This window comes from Pseudomonas syringae (assembly GCF_021606685.1).
Classification (GTDB): domain Bacteria; phylum Pseudomonadota; class Gammaproteobacteria; order Pseudomonadales; family Pseudomonadaceae; genus Aquipseudomonas; species Aquipseudomonas syringae_R.
In genome coordinates this window covers 1-13,045 of the sequence record NZ_WKCB01000033.1, presented here as the reverse complement: position 1 = coordinate 13,045, position 13,045 = coordinate 1, and the positions used below count along the sequence as shown (strand labels likewise).

14 protein-coding genes and 1 other RNA gene are annotated in these 13,045 nt (G+C 62.2%); 9 read left to right on the top strand and 6 right to left on the bottom strand.

Annotated features, from left to right (window positions below; genetic code table 11):
- Positions 1-30 precede the first annotated feature (30 nt).
- The 4 genes from GIW02_RS14445 to GIW02_RS14430 all read left to right on the top strand — a co-directional run bounded on the left by GIW02_RS14445 (position 31) and on the right by GIW02_RS14430 (position 3,262).
- The gene (locus GIW02_RS14445) at positions 31-1,197 is read left to right on the top strand and encodes a putative zinc-binding metallopeptidase (RefSeq protein WP_236417167.1); all 1,167 of its coding nucleotides are present in this window, start codon (positions 31-33) and stop codon (positions 1,195-1,197) included.
- 145 nt (positions 1,198-1,342) lie between these two features.
- Positions 1,343-1,439: signal recognition particle sRNA small type (gene ffs / locus GIW02_RS14440), an RNA gene on the top strand.
- Positions 1,440-1,674: 235 nt separating this feature from the next.
- Positions 1,675-2,676: an N-acetylmuramidase family protein gene (locus GIW02_RS14435; RefSeq protein ID WP_236417165.1), complete on the top strand. Its 1,002-nt coding sequence runs from the start codon at positions 1,675-1,677 to the stop codon at positions 2,674-2,676.
- 1 nt (position 2,677) lies between these two features.
- Positions 2,678-3,262, top strand: coding sequence for a hypothetical protein (locus GIW02_RS14430; RefSeq protein ID WP_236417163.1), 585 nt, complete (start codon positions 2,678-2,680; stop codon positions 3,260-3,262).
- On the opposite strand, the gene GIW02_RS14425 is transcribed toward GIW02_RS14430, so the two are convergent.
- Positions 3,259-4,023 carry a transporter substrate-binding domain-containing protein gene (locus GIW02_RS14425; RefSeq protein ID WP_236417161.1) on the bottom strand — a complete coding sequence of 255 codons (765 nt, stop codon included), beginning with the start codon at positions 4,021-4,023 and terminating at the stop codon, positions 3,259-3,261. The genes GIW02_RS14430 and GIW02_RS14425 overlap by 4 nt on opposite strands.
- 133 nt (positions 4,024-4,156) lie before the next feature.
- Between GIW02_RS14425 and dnaX the strand changes: the two genes are divergently transcribed.
- The 4 genes from dnaX to recR all read left to right on the top strand — a co-directional run bounded on the left by dnaX (position 4,157) and on the right by recR (position 8,517).
- Entirely contained in the window at positions 4,157-6,247 is a 2,091-nt protein-coding gene (gene dnaX, locus GIW02_RS14420) for a DNA polymerase III subunit gamma/tau (protein WP_236417159.1), read from the top strand.
- A gap of 43 nt (positions 6,248-6,290) precedes the next feature.
- Positions 6,291-6,629 (top strand): YbaB/EbfC family nucleoid-associated protein, encoded by a 339-nt coding sequence (locus GIW02_RS14415; protein ID WP_219269210.1) that lies wholly within the window; start codon positions 6,291-6,293, stop codon positions 6,627-6,629.
- A 184-nt stretch (positions 6,630-6,813) separates the two neighbouring features.
- The gene (locus tag GIW02_RS14410; protein WP_236417157.1) at positions 6,814-7,848 is read left to right on the top strand and encodes an NADP-dependent oxidoreductase; all 1,035 of its coding nucleotides are present in this window, start codon (positions 6,814-6,816) and stop codon (positions 7,846-7,848) included.
- A 66-nt stretch (positions 7,849-7,914) separates the two neighbouring features.
- Positions 7,915-8,517: a recombination mediator RecR gene (gene recR / locus GIW02_RS14405; RefSeq protein ID WP_197627157.1), complete on the top strand. Its 603-nt coding sequence runs from the start codon at positions 7,915-7,917 to the stop codon at positions 8,515-8,517.
- Positions 8,518-8,653: 136 nt separating this feature from the next.
- Here recR and GIW02_RS14400 read toward each other — a convergent pair whose 3' ends face one another.
- Both GIW02_RS14400 and fnr read right to left on the bottom strand, forming a co-directional pair.
- On the bottom strand, positions 8,654-9,202 hold the full coding sequence (locus GIW02_RS14400; protein WP_101272448.1) for an adenine phosphoribosyltransferase: 549 nt from the start codon (positions 9,200-9,202) through the stop codon (positions 8,654-8,656).
- A gap of 80 nt (positions 9,203-9,282) precedes the next feature.
- On the bottom strand, positions 9,283-10,017 hold the full coding sequence (gene fnr, locus GIW02_RS14395; protein ID WP_236417155.1) for a fumarate/nitrate reduction transcriptional regulator Fnr: 735 nt from the start codon (positions 10,015-10,017) through the stop codon (positions 9,283-9,285).
- 151 nt (positions 10,018-10,168) lie between these two features.
- On the opposite strand from fnr, the gene GIW02_RS14390 reads away from it, so the two are divergent.
- Positions 10,169-10,636 (top strand): hypothetical protein, encoded by a 468-nt coding sequence (locus GIW02_RS14390; protein ID WP_236417153.1) that lies wholly within the window; start codon positions 10,169-10,171, stop codon positions 10,634-10,636.
- Here GIW02_RS14390 and hemN read toward each other — a convergent pair whose 3' ends face one another.
- The 3 genes from hemN to ccoS all read right to left on the bottom strand — a co-directional run bounded on the left by hemN (position 10,637) and on the right by ccoS (position 13,011).
- The gene (hemN, locus tag GIW02_RS14385; protein WP_236417151.1) at positions 10,637-12,019 is read right to left on the bottom strand and encodes an oxygen-independent coproporphyrinogen III oxidase; all 1,383 of its coding nucleotides are present in this window, start codon (positions 12,017-12,019) and stop codon (positions 10,637-10,639) included.
- A 103-nt stretch (positions 12,020-12,122) separates the two neighbouring features.
- Positions 12,123-12,806 carry a sulfite exporter TauE/SafE family protein gene (locus tag GIW02_RS14380; RefSeq protein WP_236417135.1) on the bottom strand — a complete coding sequence of 228 codons (684 nt, stop codon included), beginning with the start codon at positions 12,804-12,806 and terminating at the stop codon, positions 12,123-12,125.
- Positions 12,799-13,011: a cbb3-type cytochrome oxidase assembly protein CcoS gene (ccoS, locus tag GIW02_RS14375; protein WP_236421904.1), complete on the bottom strand. Its 213-nt coding sequence runs from the start codon at positions 13,009-13,011 to the stop codon at positions 12,799-12,801. Before ccoS ends, GIW02_RS14380 begins: the two co-directional genes overlap by 8 nt.
- Between the last annotated feature and the right edge of the window lie 34 nt (positions 13,012-13,045).

The window sequence follows — 13,045 nt, the reverse complement described above, 5'->3', positions numbered from 1 at the left end:
CTAGTCTCAGTCACCCCGGGAGAGATCGCCATGTTCCGCTACTTCGAGCAACTCAGTTCGCGCATCGCTGCACCGTTCACAGCGGGCTCATCCCGCAACAGCAAAGTGTGGCAATGCCGCTGCGGGCAATCCCTGTTCTTCCGCAACAGCCAGTGCCTGGCCTGCCAGGCGCTGCTGGGTTATCAGCCGCAACAGAGCCGCTTGTCATCCCTGCAACCCGGCCCTGTCGTCGACACCTGGCTACAGGACGACAACCTCGACGCCGGCGCCTTCCGCCGCTGTGCCAACCTCGACACGCCGGCTGCCTGTAACTGGCTGATTCCCGCGCACAGCACCGCGCCATTGTGCGTGGCCTGCAGCCTGAACCGCACCATCCCTGACCTGTCGATCCCGGAAAACCCCGAGCGCTGGCGCAAGGTCGAGACCGCCAAGCGCCGTCTGGTGGCGCAACTGATCAGCCTGGGCCTGCAAGTGGTGCCCAAGACTGTCGACGAAGAGCGCGGCCTGGCCTTCGATTTTGTCGGCATCGACCTGGAAGGCAATGCGCCCATGACCGGGCATGCCAACGGCCTGATTACCCTCGACATCAAGGAGGCCGACGACGCTCACCGCGAGAAAGTCCGCGTGCAGATGCGCGAGCCCTATCGCACCTTGCTCGGGCACTTTCGCCACGAGGTCGGCCATTACTACTGGGATCGCTTGATCGCCAACAGTCACTGGATCGAGCCTTTTCGCCAGCTGTTCGGCGACGAACGTGCCAGTTACGCCGATGCCCTCGACCAACACTACCAAAACGGCCCGCGGCCCGACTGGCAGCAAACCTGCGTCAGCGCCTACGCCACCATGCACCCGTGGGAAGACTGGGCCGAAACCTGGGCGCACTACCTGCACATGATGGACGCCGTCGACACCGCGCTTGGCTTTGGCATGAGCGCGCGCGAGATGGACCTCGATTACCAGCCGTTCCCCCTCACCACCCTGTATGACCCCGAGCACCCTGGCGGCATGGCGTTCCTGTCTTTCGTCAACGCCTGGATCGAGCTGGCCGGCATGCTCAACGAACTCTCGCGCAGCATGGGCCAGCCGGATTTCTATCCTTTCGTACTGCCACCGGCGGTCATCGCCAAGCTGCACTTTATCCACCTGGTCATCCAGGAAGAAGGCGGCAGGGCGGATGAGGTGGTACAAGCGCAATGAAGCGCCACGGTGGGAGTGAGACCCTCCCACCTGGCAAGTGCTTGAGCCCCTTCATATTTTTAATCCGGAACCAACAGTTGTAACTTCCGATGAGATCGGTACAATGGCCCCGCTTGCCGAGAGGCCAGCGTCGTTATGGTGACCCCATCGGTCCCCCCGCAACGATTACCCGTGAACCTGGTCAGAGCCGGAAGGCAGCAGCCACAGCGGGAACATTGTGTGCCGGGGTGTGGCTGGTGGGGTTGCCTCCATAACGCTCTTCCTGCAGTACCCCTCCTGTCATACGTCAAAACAACCTTACTCAGTCTCTGCCCATTATTTGCGCAGCCCTTGACCGCGTCTTGCCTCTTTCAACACCCCCGCTGGACAATCCCAAGCTGCCTGCTAGCTTCAATCCTGTGTGTGTTGCATATAACGACACCGGTGCTGGAGTAGTAGAGAGGTGATGGCACTCCTTAGTTATTCAGGATGATAGCCATGACCATGCCCCAAGGGTTAACCAGCCTTATCGGTGCTTCCGTCGGCACCCCAGGCAGAGCGCGCAATGTGCCTGCCGACGTTCAGTGCATCCAGTATCTGTTCAACCTCATCGCCCCCAAAACCGCTTTGCCCTTGGCGGAAAATGGCCAGGGCGACGCGCAGTTGGCCCTGCGCATCAGCCAATATCAATTGAACCAGCTCAAGTTTGCCCAGCCCGATGGGGTGATCGATCCTGGCGGGCGCACGTTCAATCGCTTGGTCGAAGACGCGCTCAAGGCCGTCCCGGGTGTGCAGGGCAGTGATGTTATCCGAGTCCGGGTCAACCAGTACCTGGTCCGGGCCCGTGCGCTGCTCGAGGCGGAGCAACGTAGGCAGCTGCTGGTCACCCAGCCTACCTGTGACGGCGGGGTGGCCCTCACCGATGCGGACTTTCAGCGGGCCGCCGCTGCACTGGGCAATGGTATTTCGGTGAATGTCATCAAGGCGTTCGCGACCGTGGAGTCCGGCGGGCGATCCGGTTTCGGGCCCGCCTATATGCCGGTGATCGCCTTCGAGGGGCATATCTTTCGCAAGTACACCCAGCAAAAGTACGACAAGACCCATCCCTTTTTATCCTACCCGTACATGGTCAAGGCTGGCCCGCAGTGGCGCGTTAACAACAAGGACCAGACGAAGGCCTGGCAGACCCTGGCGGCGGCGTTTGACCTGGACCCGACGGCGGCGTTGATGGCCGCGTCGTGGGGCATGTTTCAGGTCATGGGCTTCAACTTTGTCGCTTGCGGTTACGGTACCGTGTTCGAGTTTGTCGCGGCCATGAAGATCAATGCCGGGCAGCAATTGATGGCCTTCGTTGGGTTTTGCCGCCGAAACCCGGCATTGGTCAAAGCCATGAAGAATAAGGATTACGTCGGCATGGCCCGCAATTACAACGGTAAGGACTACGGCAACTATGACGTCCTCATGCAAAAAGCCTACGAAAAATTTGAAGGGAAAAAATGACATGATCCGTTCTCTAGCAATTGGCATTGTGGCGTTGTGCGCCGTGGCGCCTGCCTTTGCCGAATCGGCGGCGCTGCATTCGGGCCAGTACGAAGAGCTGATGCTGGCGGTGACGCCGGAGCATGAGGTCGAAGGGTTTTATACCCAGGCGTTGGGCGACGGAGTGACCCGCAGCTGCAAGTTTTACCTGCAAGGCCGGCCCGAGGCACTCAGCACCTGGCTCGATAACACCTACCCGGGCAGTGTGTCGTCCTCGCCCGACGGCGTGACCCTGACCGTGGAGCAGGGCCGCCAGCACCCCGGTTGCATGAGCGTGCTGATGCCCGAGATTGCCACCGGCCTGGCGCTGACCCAGACCGCCAGCAAGCAATGGATCGGACTGGTGACGGTGTCGGCCGACACGGCTCATTTGCTGACAACCCCAGGTGCAAGTGCGGCCAAGCGGCCCTACATCGTCAAGGGTGATGTGGTGGGCGTGCTGGCATTCAAGGACGGCTGGGCTCAGGTCGAGTTCACCAATGCCGAGGACCGCACGTTCATCGGCTGGATCAGCCAGGGCCAGTACGCGCGCTTTGCCGCGCCTTAAAGCGCATCAGCGGGCAGGTTCGCCGTCTCGTCTCCGGTGTACAGCTGGATGATTGCGTCGATCTCCCCCGACATCTTCATCCGCAGCAGGGTGCGCAGGATTCGCTGCACCGGCACGTCAGGGTCGTTGCGTACGGTGCAGCCAAGCTTTTGCTCGTCGATCACCGCGACCTTGTGCAGCTTTTTGCCGGGGGGCATGCGTTGGTTGAAGCGATCGAGTATCCATTCGTTGCTCACGGCAAATTTGTAACGCCCCGCCACCAGCTTGTGCAGCACCTGTTCTTCGCTGCGCGCGTCATCGCGGCTGAGCTGGCCGCGGGCAAACAGCGGGTCGAGGCTGGCATAGCGATAGTTGAGCACCGTGCCGATGGACTGAGCCGCCAGCGTATCCAGGTGTACCGGCTGCGCGGGAACGTGGGTGCTCACCAGCAGGTTGCGCTGCACCATCAGCGGGATGCTCCAGGTGTAATCGCCGGACATGTTCTCGAACCAGGCCTGGGTGACATAACAGCGCACGTCAATGTCACCGTGCTCCATGGCGGCGGAGATACGTGCCCTGGCCAGCACATGGAACTGCGCCGGGTGACCGACCTGGGTGGCCAGGCTCAACATCAGGTCATACAAAATGCCCTGCACGGGCCGGCCGTCCTCCAGTTGCACCACGGGCATCGCCCAGCTGTCGGAAACCGAGAAACGCAAGGGGGCAGGTGCCGCCAGGCTGGCCGTGGTGATCATCCATAAAGCGCCCAGGACTACGCGCATACACTCTCCGGGTTCAGGCCTTTTCGGGGCCAATCAGCAGAGCTTAGTCAGATTAGGCGAGCGTGCCGGATGCAATTTCCCCCTTGCTCCGCTAGCATTACCGGCTTCCGCTTCCCAGTTGCGACGGTTTTCGATGAGTTATCAGGTTCTTGCACGTAAATGGCGTCCGCGCTCGTTCCGCGAAATGGTCGGCCAGACCCATGTGCTCAAGGCTCTGATCAATGCCTTGGACAGCCAACGGCTGCACCACGCCTACCTGTTCACCGGGACCCGGGGCGTGGGCAAGACCACCATTGCGCGCATCATTGCCAAATGCCTGAACTGTGAAACCGGTATCACTTCGACGCCGTGCGGCACCTGTTCGGTGTGCAAGGAAATCGACGAAGGGCGTTTCGTCGACCTGATCGAGATCGACGCCGCCAGCCGCACCAAGGTCGAAGACACCCGCGAGCTGCTCGACAACGTGCAGTACGCGCCCAGCCGTGGCCGCTTCAAGGTCTACCTGATCGACGAAGTGCACATGCTTTCCAGCCACTCTTTCAACGCGCTGTTGAAAACCCTGGAAGAGCCGCCGCCCTACGTCAAATTCATCCTGGCGACCACCGACCCGCAGAAGCTTCCGGCAACTATCCTGTCGCGGTGCCTGCAGTTTTCCCTGAAAAACATGACCCCCGAGCGTGTGGTCGAGCATTTGACCCACGTGCTGGGCGTCGAGAATGTGCCGTTCGAAGACGACGCGCTGTGGCTGCTCGGCCGCGCTGCCGACGGTTCGATGCGTGACGCCATGAGCCTTACCGACCAGGCCATCGCCTTCGGTGAAGGCAAGGTCATGGCCGCCGATGTGCGCGCCATGCTCGGCACCCTCGATCACGGTCAAGTGTTCGACGTGCTGCACGCGCTGATCGAAGGCGATGCCAAGGCGTTGCTCGAAGCGGTGCGCCACCTGTCGGAGCAAGGCCCTGACTGGAACGGCGTGCTCTCGGAAATCCTCAATGTGCTGCACCGCGTTGCCATCGCCCAGGCTTTGCCTGAGGGGGTCGACAACGGCCATGGCGACCGCGACCGCGTGCTGGCCCTGGCCCAGGCGCTGCCAGCCGAAGATGTACAGTTTTACTACCAGATGGGCCTGATCGGCCGTCGGGACCTGCCCCTGGCGCCCGACCCGCGCGGTGGCTTCGAAATGGTCCTGCTGCGGATGTTGGCCTTCCGGCCCGCCGATTCTGCCGATGCGCCGAGACAGCCGCTAAAGCCAGTGGGGATCAGCCAGGCCACAGTTGATTCCGCCAAACCAGTGGCTGGCGCGGCGGTTGTTGCGCCAGTGGTTGCTGCGCCCGCGCCCGCGCCAGTTGCGCCGGTGCCTGCGCCTGCGCCGGTGGTTGCAGCGCCTGAGCCCGAGCCCGAGCCGGTAGTGGTGCCCGAGCCCGAGCCCGAGCCCGAGCCTGTGGCCGTCGTCGACCTGCCCTGGAATGACCCGGTAGAGGCCCAGGTCGAGGTTGAACCGGAGCAGCAGCCCTATGTGGAGCCGGTGCTGGAAACCGCCGGCGAACAGCCCGAACTGATCCCGATGCCGGCGCCGACGCCCGACAGCGTGGTGCCGGATGCCCCCGAGTGGGTCGCCGCCCCCGTGCCGGAGCAGACGGTGGCTCAGGTCGAGGCCGCTACGCCAGGTATCGACCTCGACGACGAGCCGCCACTGGACGAAGACTACATCGAGCCGGACATGGATTCGGCCTACAGCTACCTGGACGATTTGGCCAGCGAACACACTGCCGAACCGGCCCCGGAGCCCGAAGCGGAGCCTGCAGCGGCGCCCGCCACTGGCCTGGCCCTGCAATGGTTGGAATTGTTTCCGAAATTGCCAATCTCCGGCATGACCGGCAGCATCGCCGCCAACTGCACCCTGATCGCAGTTGATGGCGACCACTGGCTGTTGCACCTGGACCCGGCTCACAGCGCCTTGTTCAACGCGACCCAGCAGCGGCGCCTCAATGATGCGCTGAACCAGTACCATGAGCGCACGCTGACCATCGCCATCGAACTGATCAAGCCTGAGCAGGAAACCCCGGCCCAGGCTGCTACACGTCGGCGTATCAACCGCCAGCGTGAAGCCGAGGATTCGATCCACGGCGATCCGCTCATCCAGCAAATGATGCAACAGTTCGGTGCGGTCGTCCGTCACGATACTATTGAACCCGTCGAAGCCCCGGTGCCCCAGGCGTCATGACACCGGGCTACTAATTGATCCACGTACTTTTGAGGTGATTCCCATGATGAAAGGTGGCATGGCCGGCCTGATGAAGCAGGCGCAGCAGATGCAGGAAAAGATGGCCAAGATGCAGGAAGAACTGGCCAACGCCGAAGTCACCGGTAAAGCCGGTGGCGATATGGTCAGCGTGGTGATGACCGGTCGTCACGACATCAAACGTGTGAGCATCGACCCAAGTGTGCTGCCAGGCGTGGGCGAAGATGACCTGGAAATGCTCGAAGCGCTGTTCGCTTCGGCCGTCAACGATGCCGTGCGCAAGATCGAAGCCAACAGCCAGGAAAAAATGGGTGGCGTGACCGCTGGCATGCAGCTGCCGCCGGGCATGAAACTGCCGTTCTGATTGACGTGCTTTAGCTAGACTCAAATGCCAGGCCCAGTGCCTGGCATTTTTGTTTGTGGTTGGTGGCAAGAGGGTTTGCCTGCGCCGGGCTGCGAAGCCGCGCCAATACGTCACTCGAGCTGAACCCCGGCACTGCCCCCATGGTCTGCACCCTATACCGACGCATTCGTTAAAGGAGCCCCAGATGCCTCAAGAACCGATTCTCAACCAACGCATCGTGCTGGTCTCGCGCCCCCAGGGCGCGCCGACCCCGGAAAATTTTCGCCTGGAGCGCGTCAACCTGCCGGAGTTGGCGGACGGCCAGGTCCTGCTGAAAACCCTGTACCTGTCCCTTGATCCCTACATGCGCGGGCGCATGAGCGACGCTCCGTCCTACGCAGCGCCGGTGGAAATTGATGAGGTGATGACCGGTGGGGCCGTCAGCCGTATCGAACAGTCGCGTAATCCGAAATTCGAAGTGGGCGACCTGGTGGTGGGTGCTACCGGCTGGCAGAGCCACAGCATTAGCGACGGCCGCAACCTGATGCCGGTGCCCAAGGGCCTGGCCAGCCCGTCCATGGCCTTGGGCGTACTCGGCATGCCGGGCATGACCGCCTACATGGGCCTGATGGACATTGGCCAGCCCAAGGCCGGGGAAACCCTCGTGGTGGCGGCAGCGTCTGGCGCCGTGGGCTCGGTGGTGGGGCAGGTGGCCAAGCAAAAAGGCTTGCGTGTGGTCGGTATCGCCGGTGGCGCCGACAAGTGCCGCTATGTCGTGGATGAACTGGGGTTTGATGCCTGCATCGACCACAAGAGCGAGCATTTCGCCGATGAACTGGCTCAGGCGTGCTTCAACGGCGTGGATATCTACTTCGAGAACGTCGGCGGCAAGGTGTTTGACGCGGTAGTACCGCTGCTCAACCCCAAGGCGCGCATTCCGCTGTGCGGCTTGATCGCCGGCTACAACGCGCATGAAGCGCCCAGTGGCCCTGACCGGCTGCCCGCATTGCAGCGCACCTTGCTGACCAAGCGTGTTCGCATCCAGGGTTTTATCGTGTTCGATGACTACGGTGACCGCCAGCCAGAGTTCCTCAGTGCCATGGCGCCGTGGGTGCGCGACGGCAAGATCAAGTTCCGCGAGGACGTGGTTGATGGCCTGGAGCAGGCGCCCGAAGCCTTCATCGGTTTGCTGGAAGGGCGCAACTTCGGCAAGTTGGTGGTGCGTGTCGCGCAAGACTGAGGATTTGACGCTAATCCGGGGCGCGGGTATAAACCGCGTCTCGTTGTTTTGTCGGACCATTCGCCCATGAGCTTCAGCCCCCTGATTCGCCAACTGATCGACGCCCTGCGCACGTTGCCGGGCGTAGGCCAGAAAACCGCCCAACGCATGGCGCTGCAACTGCTGGAGCGTGACCGCAGCGGCGGCACCCGGTTGGCCCAGGCCCTGAGCCAGGCCATGACAGGCGTAGGCCACTGCCGCCAGTGCCGGACCCTCACTGAAGAAGATCTCTGCCCGCAATGCGCCGACCCGCGCCGCGACGACACGCTGTTGTGCGTGGTGGAAGGGCCGATGGACGTGTATGCGGTGGAACAGACCGGTTATCGCGGGCGCTATTTTGTGCTCAAGGGCCATCTGTCGCCGCTGGACGGCCTGGGCCCGGAGGCTATCGGTATTCCGCAGCTGGTGGCGCGGATCGAAGAGCAGGGCAGTTTCACCGAAGTGATCCTGGCCACCAACCCTACGGTGGAAGGTGAGGCGACCGCGCATTACATCGCCCAACTGCTGACCAACAAAGGCCTGATCACCTCGCGCATCGCCCATGGCGTGCCGTTGGGGGGTGAGCTGGAGTTGGTGGATGGCGGGACCTTGGCGCACTCGTTCGCCGGCCGTAAGCCGATCGCGCTTTAAACCACGCGGCGAAACAAAATGTGGGAGCGGGCTTGCTCGCGAATGCAGTGTGTCAGTCACAGATACGTCGACTGAACCACCGCGTTCGCGAGCAAGCCCGCTCCCATATGGGTGTGTGTTGCTGGCGGGACCAGGGTTAACGTTCGGTCAGGGCAAACTGCGTCAGGCAAAACGTTGGAATCCCCATGTCTTCCAAACGCTGCGAGCCGCCCAGTTCCGGCAGGTCGATAATCGCCGCCGCTTCGAAAATCTTCGCACCCATGCGCCGCACCAGGTTGGCCGCCGCTATCAAGGTGCCGCCGGTGGCGATCAGGTCATCGAACATCAGCACTGAATCGCCTTCGCACAGGCTGTCGGCGTGCACTTCCAGGAAGGCCTCGCCGTATTCGGTCTGGTAACCCTCGGCCAGCACGTCTGCGGGCAGCTTGCCTTGTTTGCGGAACAGGATCAGCGGTTTGTTCAGTTGGTAGGCAATGATCGAACCAATCAGAAAGCCGCGCGCATCCATCGCGCCAATATGGCTGAAATCGGCTTCGACATAGCGCTGGGCAAAGGTATCGGCAACCAGGCGCAGGGCCCTGGGCGATTGGAACAACGGGGTGATGTCGCGAAAGATTACCCCAGGCTTGGGGAAGTCGATGACAGGGCGGATCAGGGATTTGATGTCGAACGAATCGAAGGTCATCGTCGAAGAGTCCTGGAGCTGAAAACGGACTCGAAGTATACCTGCGGCCTCGCCGATTGGCGCGGCCGCAAGCCGTTACGTCAACTTTCCAGGGAGCCACCGGCCAGCGCGCACAGTTGGATCGGGTCGAGGATATGCACTTCCTTGCCCTCGGCGGCGATCAGCTCGTTCTGCTGGAAGCGGGTAAACACGCGGGACACGGTTTCCACCGCGAGGCCCAGGTAGTTGCCGATTTCATTGCGCGACATGCTCAGGCGGAACTGGTTGGCCGAGAAACCGCGGGCACGGAACCGCGCCGACAGGTTGACCAGGAACGTAGCGATGCGCTCGTCGGCGGTTTTCTTCGACAGCAGCAGCATCATCTGTTGGTCGTCGCGGATCTCGCGGCTCATCACGCGCATCAGTTGGCGGCGCAATTGCGGCAATTGCAGGGCCAGTTCGTCCAGGCGTTCGAAGGGGATTTCGCACACTGACGTAGTCTCCAGCGCCTGAGCCGACACCGGGTGAATCTCGGTGTCCATGCCCGACAACCCGACCAGTTCGCTGGGCAGGTGGAAACCGGTGATCTGCTCTTCGCCGCCGTCGCTGAGGCTGAATGTCTTCAAGGCACCCGAGCGTACTGCATAGACCGAATCGAACTTGTCACCCTGGCGAAACAGAAACTCGCCTTTTTTCAGGGGGCGACCGCGTTTAACGATATCGTCCAGCGCATCCATGTCTTCCAGATTCAGCGAAAGTGGCAGGCAGAGGGGGGCCAGGCTGCAATCCTTGCAATGGGCCTGGCTGTGAGCGCGCAGTTTGACTGGCTCGGACATTTCTTAAATCCTTGTGGGAAAACACACATAAGACGTAAGGGTAACGCACTGGGGGGCGCTGAGGCCAGCCTGTACAAAAAACCGGCAGCGGTATAAAGAATTTTGTATCGGGGCCGATACAAGGGCATTCCTACACGCCGGAGCACGGACCATGTCTGTCATCGCTGCCTACAATCCTGCCATCCGAGTTCCTACAGTACCGGACGCTAAGTCAACGGCCGAAACCGCGGTAAAGGCCCAACCCACTGCACCGGCGGCTGAAACCAAGGTGGTGGAAGGCGTGACGGTGACCATTTCCGGCGCGGCGTTCAAGGCGGTGGCGGTGGCCAGTAAGGCCAACTCGGATATCGACGACAGCGGCCTGGACGACAGCGTCAAACAGATCCTCAAAATGATCCGCAAGCTCAAGCAACAGATCGCCGAGAAAATGGCTGAGCTCCAGGCGGTCGCGACCAACAATAGCCTGACCCCGGAACAGATCCGGGTTAAGACCAACAACATTCAGGGCGCCATCAGTTCCCTGCAGGCGGGTTTGATGACCGCCCAGGGCTCCCTGCTCAAGGCGATGAAAAGCATGAGCGCCGATGGCGCGCTCAAGGCCGCCTCGCTGGCGATGTAACTAGATCACGCGGGAAAATCGCTGCCGATTCTGGTGCTCCAGATAGGCATCGAACACCATGCACACCGAGCGTACCAGCAGCCGTCCGGCCGGCAGCACGCGGATGCCCTGGGCATCCAGTTCGATCAGGCCGTCGTGCGCCATAGCCTCGAGTTGCGGCCAAACGTCGTCGAAATACCCGCGAAAATCAATGTTGAAGGTCTGTTCAATCGGCTCGAATGCCAAGTTGAATGTGCAGATCAACTGCTGAATCACTTCCCGTCGCAACCGATCATCCGTGGTGCAGCGCAAGCCACGGCTGGTGGCCAACTGCGCGCCGGCCAGGGTGTTCTGGTAGGCGCTGAGGTCACTGGTGTTCTGGCAATACAAGTCGCCGATCTGGCTGATGGCCGACACGCCCAGCCCGATCAGGTCGCAATGCCCGTGGGTGGTGTAGCCCTGGAAGTTGCGCTGCAAGGTGCCTTCTTCCTGGGCGATGGCGAGTTCGTCGTCCGGCAGCGCGAAGTGGTCCATGCCGATGTAGCGGTAGCCGGCCTGCGTCAGCTGTTCAATGGTGGTTTGCAGCATCAGGAGCTTGGCGGCCGGGGAGGGCAAATCGTCGCTGTTGATGCGCCGCTGGGGCATGAAACGCTCCGGCAGGTGCGCATAGTTGAACACCGACAGGCGGTCGGGTTGCAGCTTGATCACTTCTTCCACGGTGCGCGCGAAGTTGATCGGCGTCTGCTTGGGCAGGCCGTAGATCAGGTCGATATTGATTGAGCGAAACTGCAAGGTGCGCGCTGCGTCGATCACCGCGCGGGTTTCTTCCAGGCTTTGCAGGCGGTTGACCGCCCGTTGCACGTCCGGGTCGAGGTCCTGCACGCCGATGCTGACGCGGTTGAAGCCCAGTTCGCGCAGTAGGCCCATGGTCGCCCAGTCGGCTTCGCGCGGGTCGATCTCGATACCGTAGTCGCCGGAATCATCGCCCTGCAAATTGAAGTGCTGGCGCAGGCTGCCCATGACTTGGCGCAGTTCGTCGTGGCTGAGAAAAGTCGGTGTGCCGCCGCCAAAGTGCAGTTGCTCGACCGGCTGTTTCGGGTCGAGGTGGCAGGCCACCAACTGGATTTCCTGCTCCAGGCGTTGCAGGTAGGCCTGGGCGCGGCCACGGTCTTTGGTTACCACTTTGTTGCAGGCGCAGTAGTAGCAAATGTTCGCGCAGAACGGCACATGCACATAGACCGACAACGGCCGCGTGGCCTTGCGGCTGTCGCGCAGCGCATGGAGCAGGTCGAAGGTGCCGACCTGGCTGTCGAATTGTACGGCGGTGGGGTAGGACGTGTAGCGCGGTCCCGCCAGGTCGTAACGGTGAATCAGATCGGTGTCCCAACGAATGGCGTCGAGCATGCGGGCGGTCCCCCGGATAGGCTAGTGGGCCGAGTCTAGGGGCGTGGCCGCCAGGCCATGTTGATTTGCATCAACGGGGAGCGGCGCTTTGCCACATCGCCTTTTAGTGGCCCATTAGCCAGTGCTGGTGTGGACCGGGCAACGTCCAGATCCCAAACAGGATCACCAGTAACCCACCGGCCATGCGCACGCTGCGTTTGCGCAACAGCGCGGTGACCCGTTCCGCCGCCAGCCCGGTGGCCAGCAGCACCGGCCAGGTGCCCAGGCCGAATGCGAGCATCAGCGCGGCACTGTCCAGCGCATTGCCCTGGCTCGCGGCCCACAGCAGGGTGCTGTAGACCAACCCGCACGGCAGCCAGCCCCACAGCGCGCCCAGCAGCAACGCGCGCGGCAGGCTGGACACCGGCAGCAAACGGTTGGCGACCGGCTGTATGTAGCGCCACAGGCCGCGCCCGAGGCTTTCAAGGCGGGTCAGGCCGCTCCACCAACCGGCGAGGTATAAACCCATGCTGATCAACAGCAAGCCGGCGAGCACGCGCATGAACATCGCTGCCGGGCTGTTGGCCACCGCCCAACCGGCCAGGCCGATCAGCAGCCCGGCAGTCGCATAGCTGAGGATGCGCCCCAGGTTGTACGCCAGCAGCAGGCGAAAACGGCGGTTGCGTTGGTCCTTGGGAATCGCCAGGGTCAGTGCGCCCATCAACCCGCCGCACATGCCGAGGCAATGCCCGCCGCCGAGCAGGCCAAGGATTAACGCAGAGACCAGCAGTGGCGCCAGCTCAAGCATGGGGCGGGTCTTGGGGTGGTTGTTGCGGCCCGTTGGCCTCGTCGATGGCCGCCAGGTGGTTGGGGTCCTGGTCGTCGAACAGCACGCTGTGCGCCGGGCCGTCGAGGTCATCGTACTGGCCGCTGTCCACCGCCCAGAAGAAGATGTAAATGGCGACCCCCACCAACAGCAGCGCCGCCGGAATCATCACGTATAGAGCTGGCATCTGCACTCCATGCCCGCGCGGCTCAAGCCGGCAG

Excerpts from the sequence above, each read along its gene's own strand:
- GIW02_RS14445 (WP_236417167.1), top strand. The coding sequence starts at position 31 with ATGTTCCGCTACTTCGAGCAACTCAGTTCGCGCATCGCTGCACCGTTC.
- GIW02_RS14435 (WP_236417165.1), top strand. The coding sequence starts at position 1,675 with ATGACCATGCCCCAAGGGTTAACCAGCCTTATCGGTGCTTCCGTCGGC.
- GIW02_RS14430 (WP_236417163.1), top strand. The coding sequence starts at position 2,678 with ATGATCCGTTCTCTAGCAATTGGCATTGTGGCGTTGTGCGCCGTGGCG.
- GIW02_RS14425 (WP_236417161.1), bottom strand. The coding sequence starts at position 4,023 with ATGCGCGTAGTCCTGGGCGCTTTATGGATGATCACCACGGCCAGCCTG.
- dnaX (WP_236417159.1), top strand. The coding sequence starts at position 4,157 with ATGAGTTATCAGGTTCTTGCACGTAAATGGCGTCCGCGCTCGTTCCGC.
- GIW02_RS14415 (WP_219269210.1), top strand. The coding sequence starts at position 6,291 with ATGATGAAAGGTGGCATGGCCGGCCTGATGAAGCAGGCGCAGCAGATG.
- GIW02_RS14410 (WP_236417157.1), top strand. The coding sequence starts at position 6,814 with ATGCCTCAAGAACCGATTCTCAACCAACGCATCGTGCTGGTCTCGCGC.
- recR (WP_197627157.1), top strand. The coding sequence starts at position 7,915 with ATGAGCTTCAGCCCCCTGATTCGCCAACTGATCGACGCCCTGCGCACG.
- GIW02_RS14400 (WP_101272448.1), bottom strand. The coding sequence starts at position 9,202 with ATGACCTTCGATTCGTTCGACATCAAATCCCTGATCCGCCCTGTCATC.
- fnr (WP_236417155.1), bottom strand. The coding sequence starts at position 10,017 with ATGTCCGAGCCAGTCAAACTGCGCGCTCACAGCCAGGCCCATTGCAAG.
- GIW02_RS14390 (WP_236417153.1), top strand. The coding sequence starts at position 10,169 with ATGTCTGTCATCGCTGCCTACAATCCTGCCATCCGAGTTCCTACAGTA.
- hemN (WP_236417151.1), bottom strand. The coding sequence starts at position 12,019 with ATGCTCGACGCCATTCGTTGGGACACCGATCTGATTCACCGTTACGAC.
- GIW02_RS14380 (WP_236417135.1), bottom strand. The coding sequence starts at position 12,806 with ATGCTTGAGCTGGCGCCACTGCTGGTCTCTGCGTTAATCCTTGGCCTG.
- ccoS (WP_236421904.1), bottom strand. The coding sequence starts at position 13,011 with ATGCCAGCTCTATACGTGATGATTCCGGCGGCGCTGCTGTTGGTGGGG.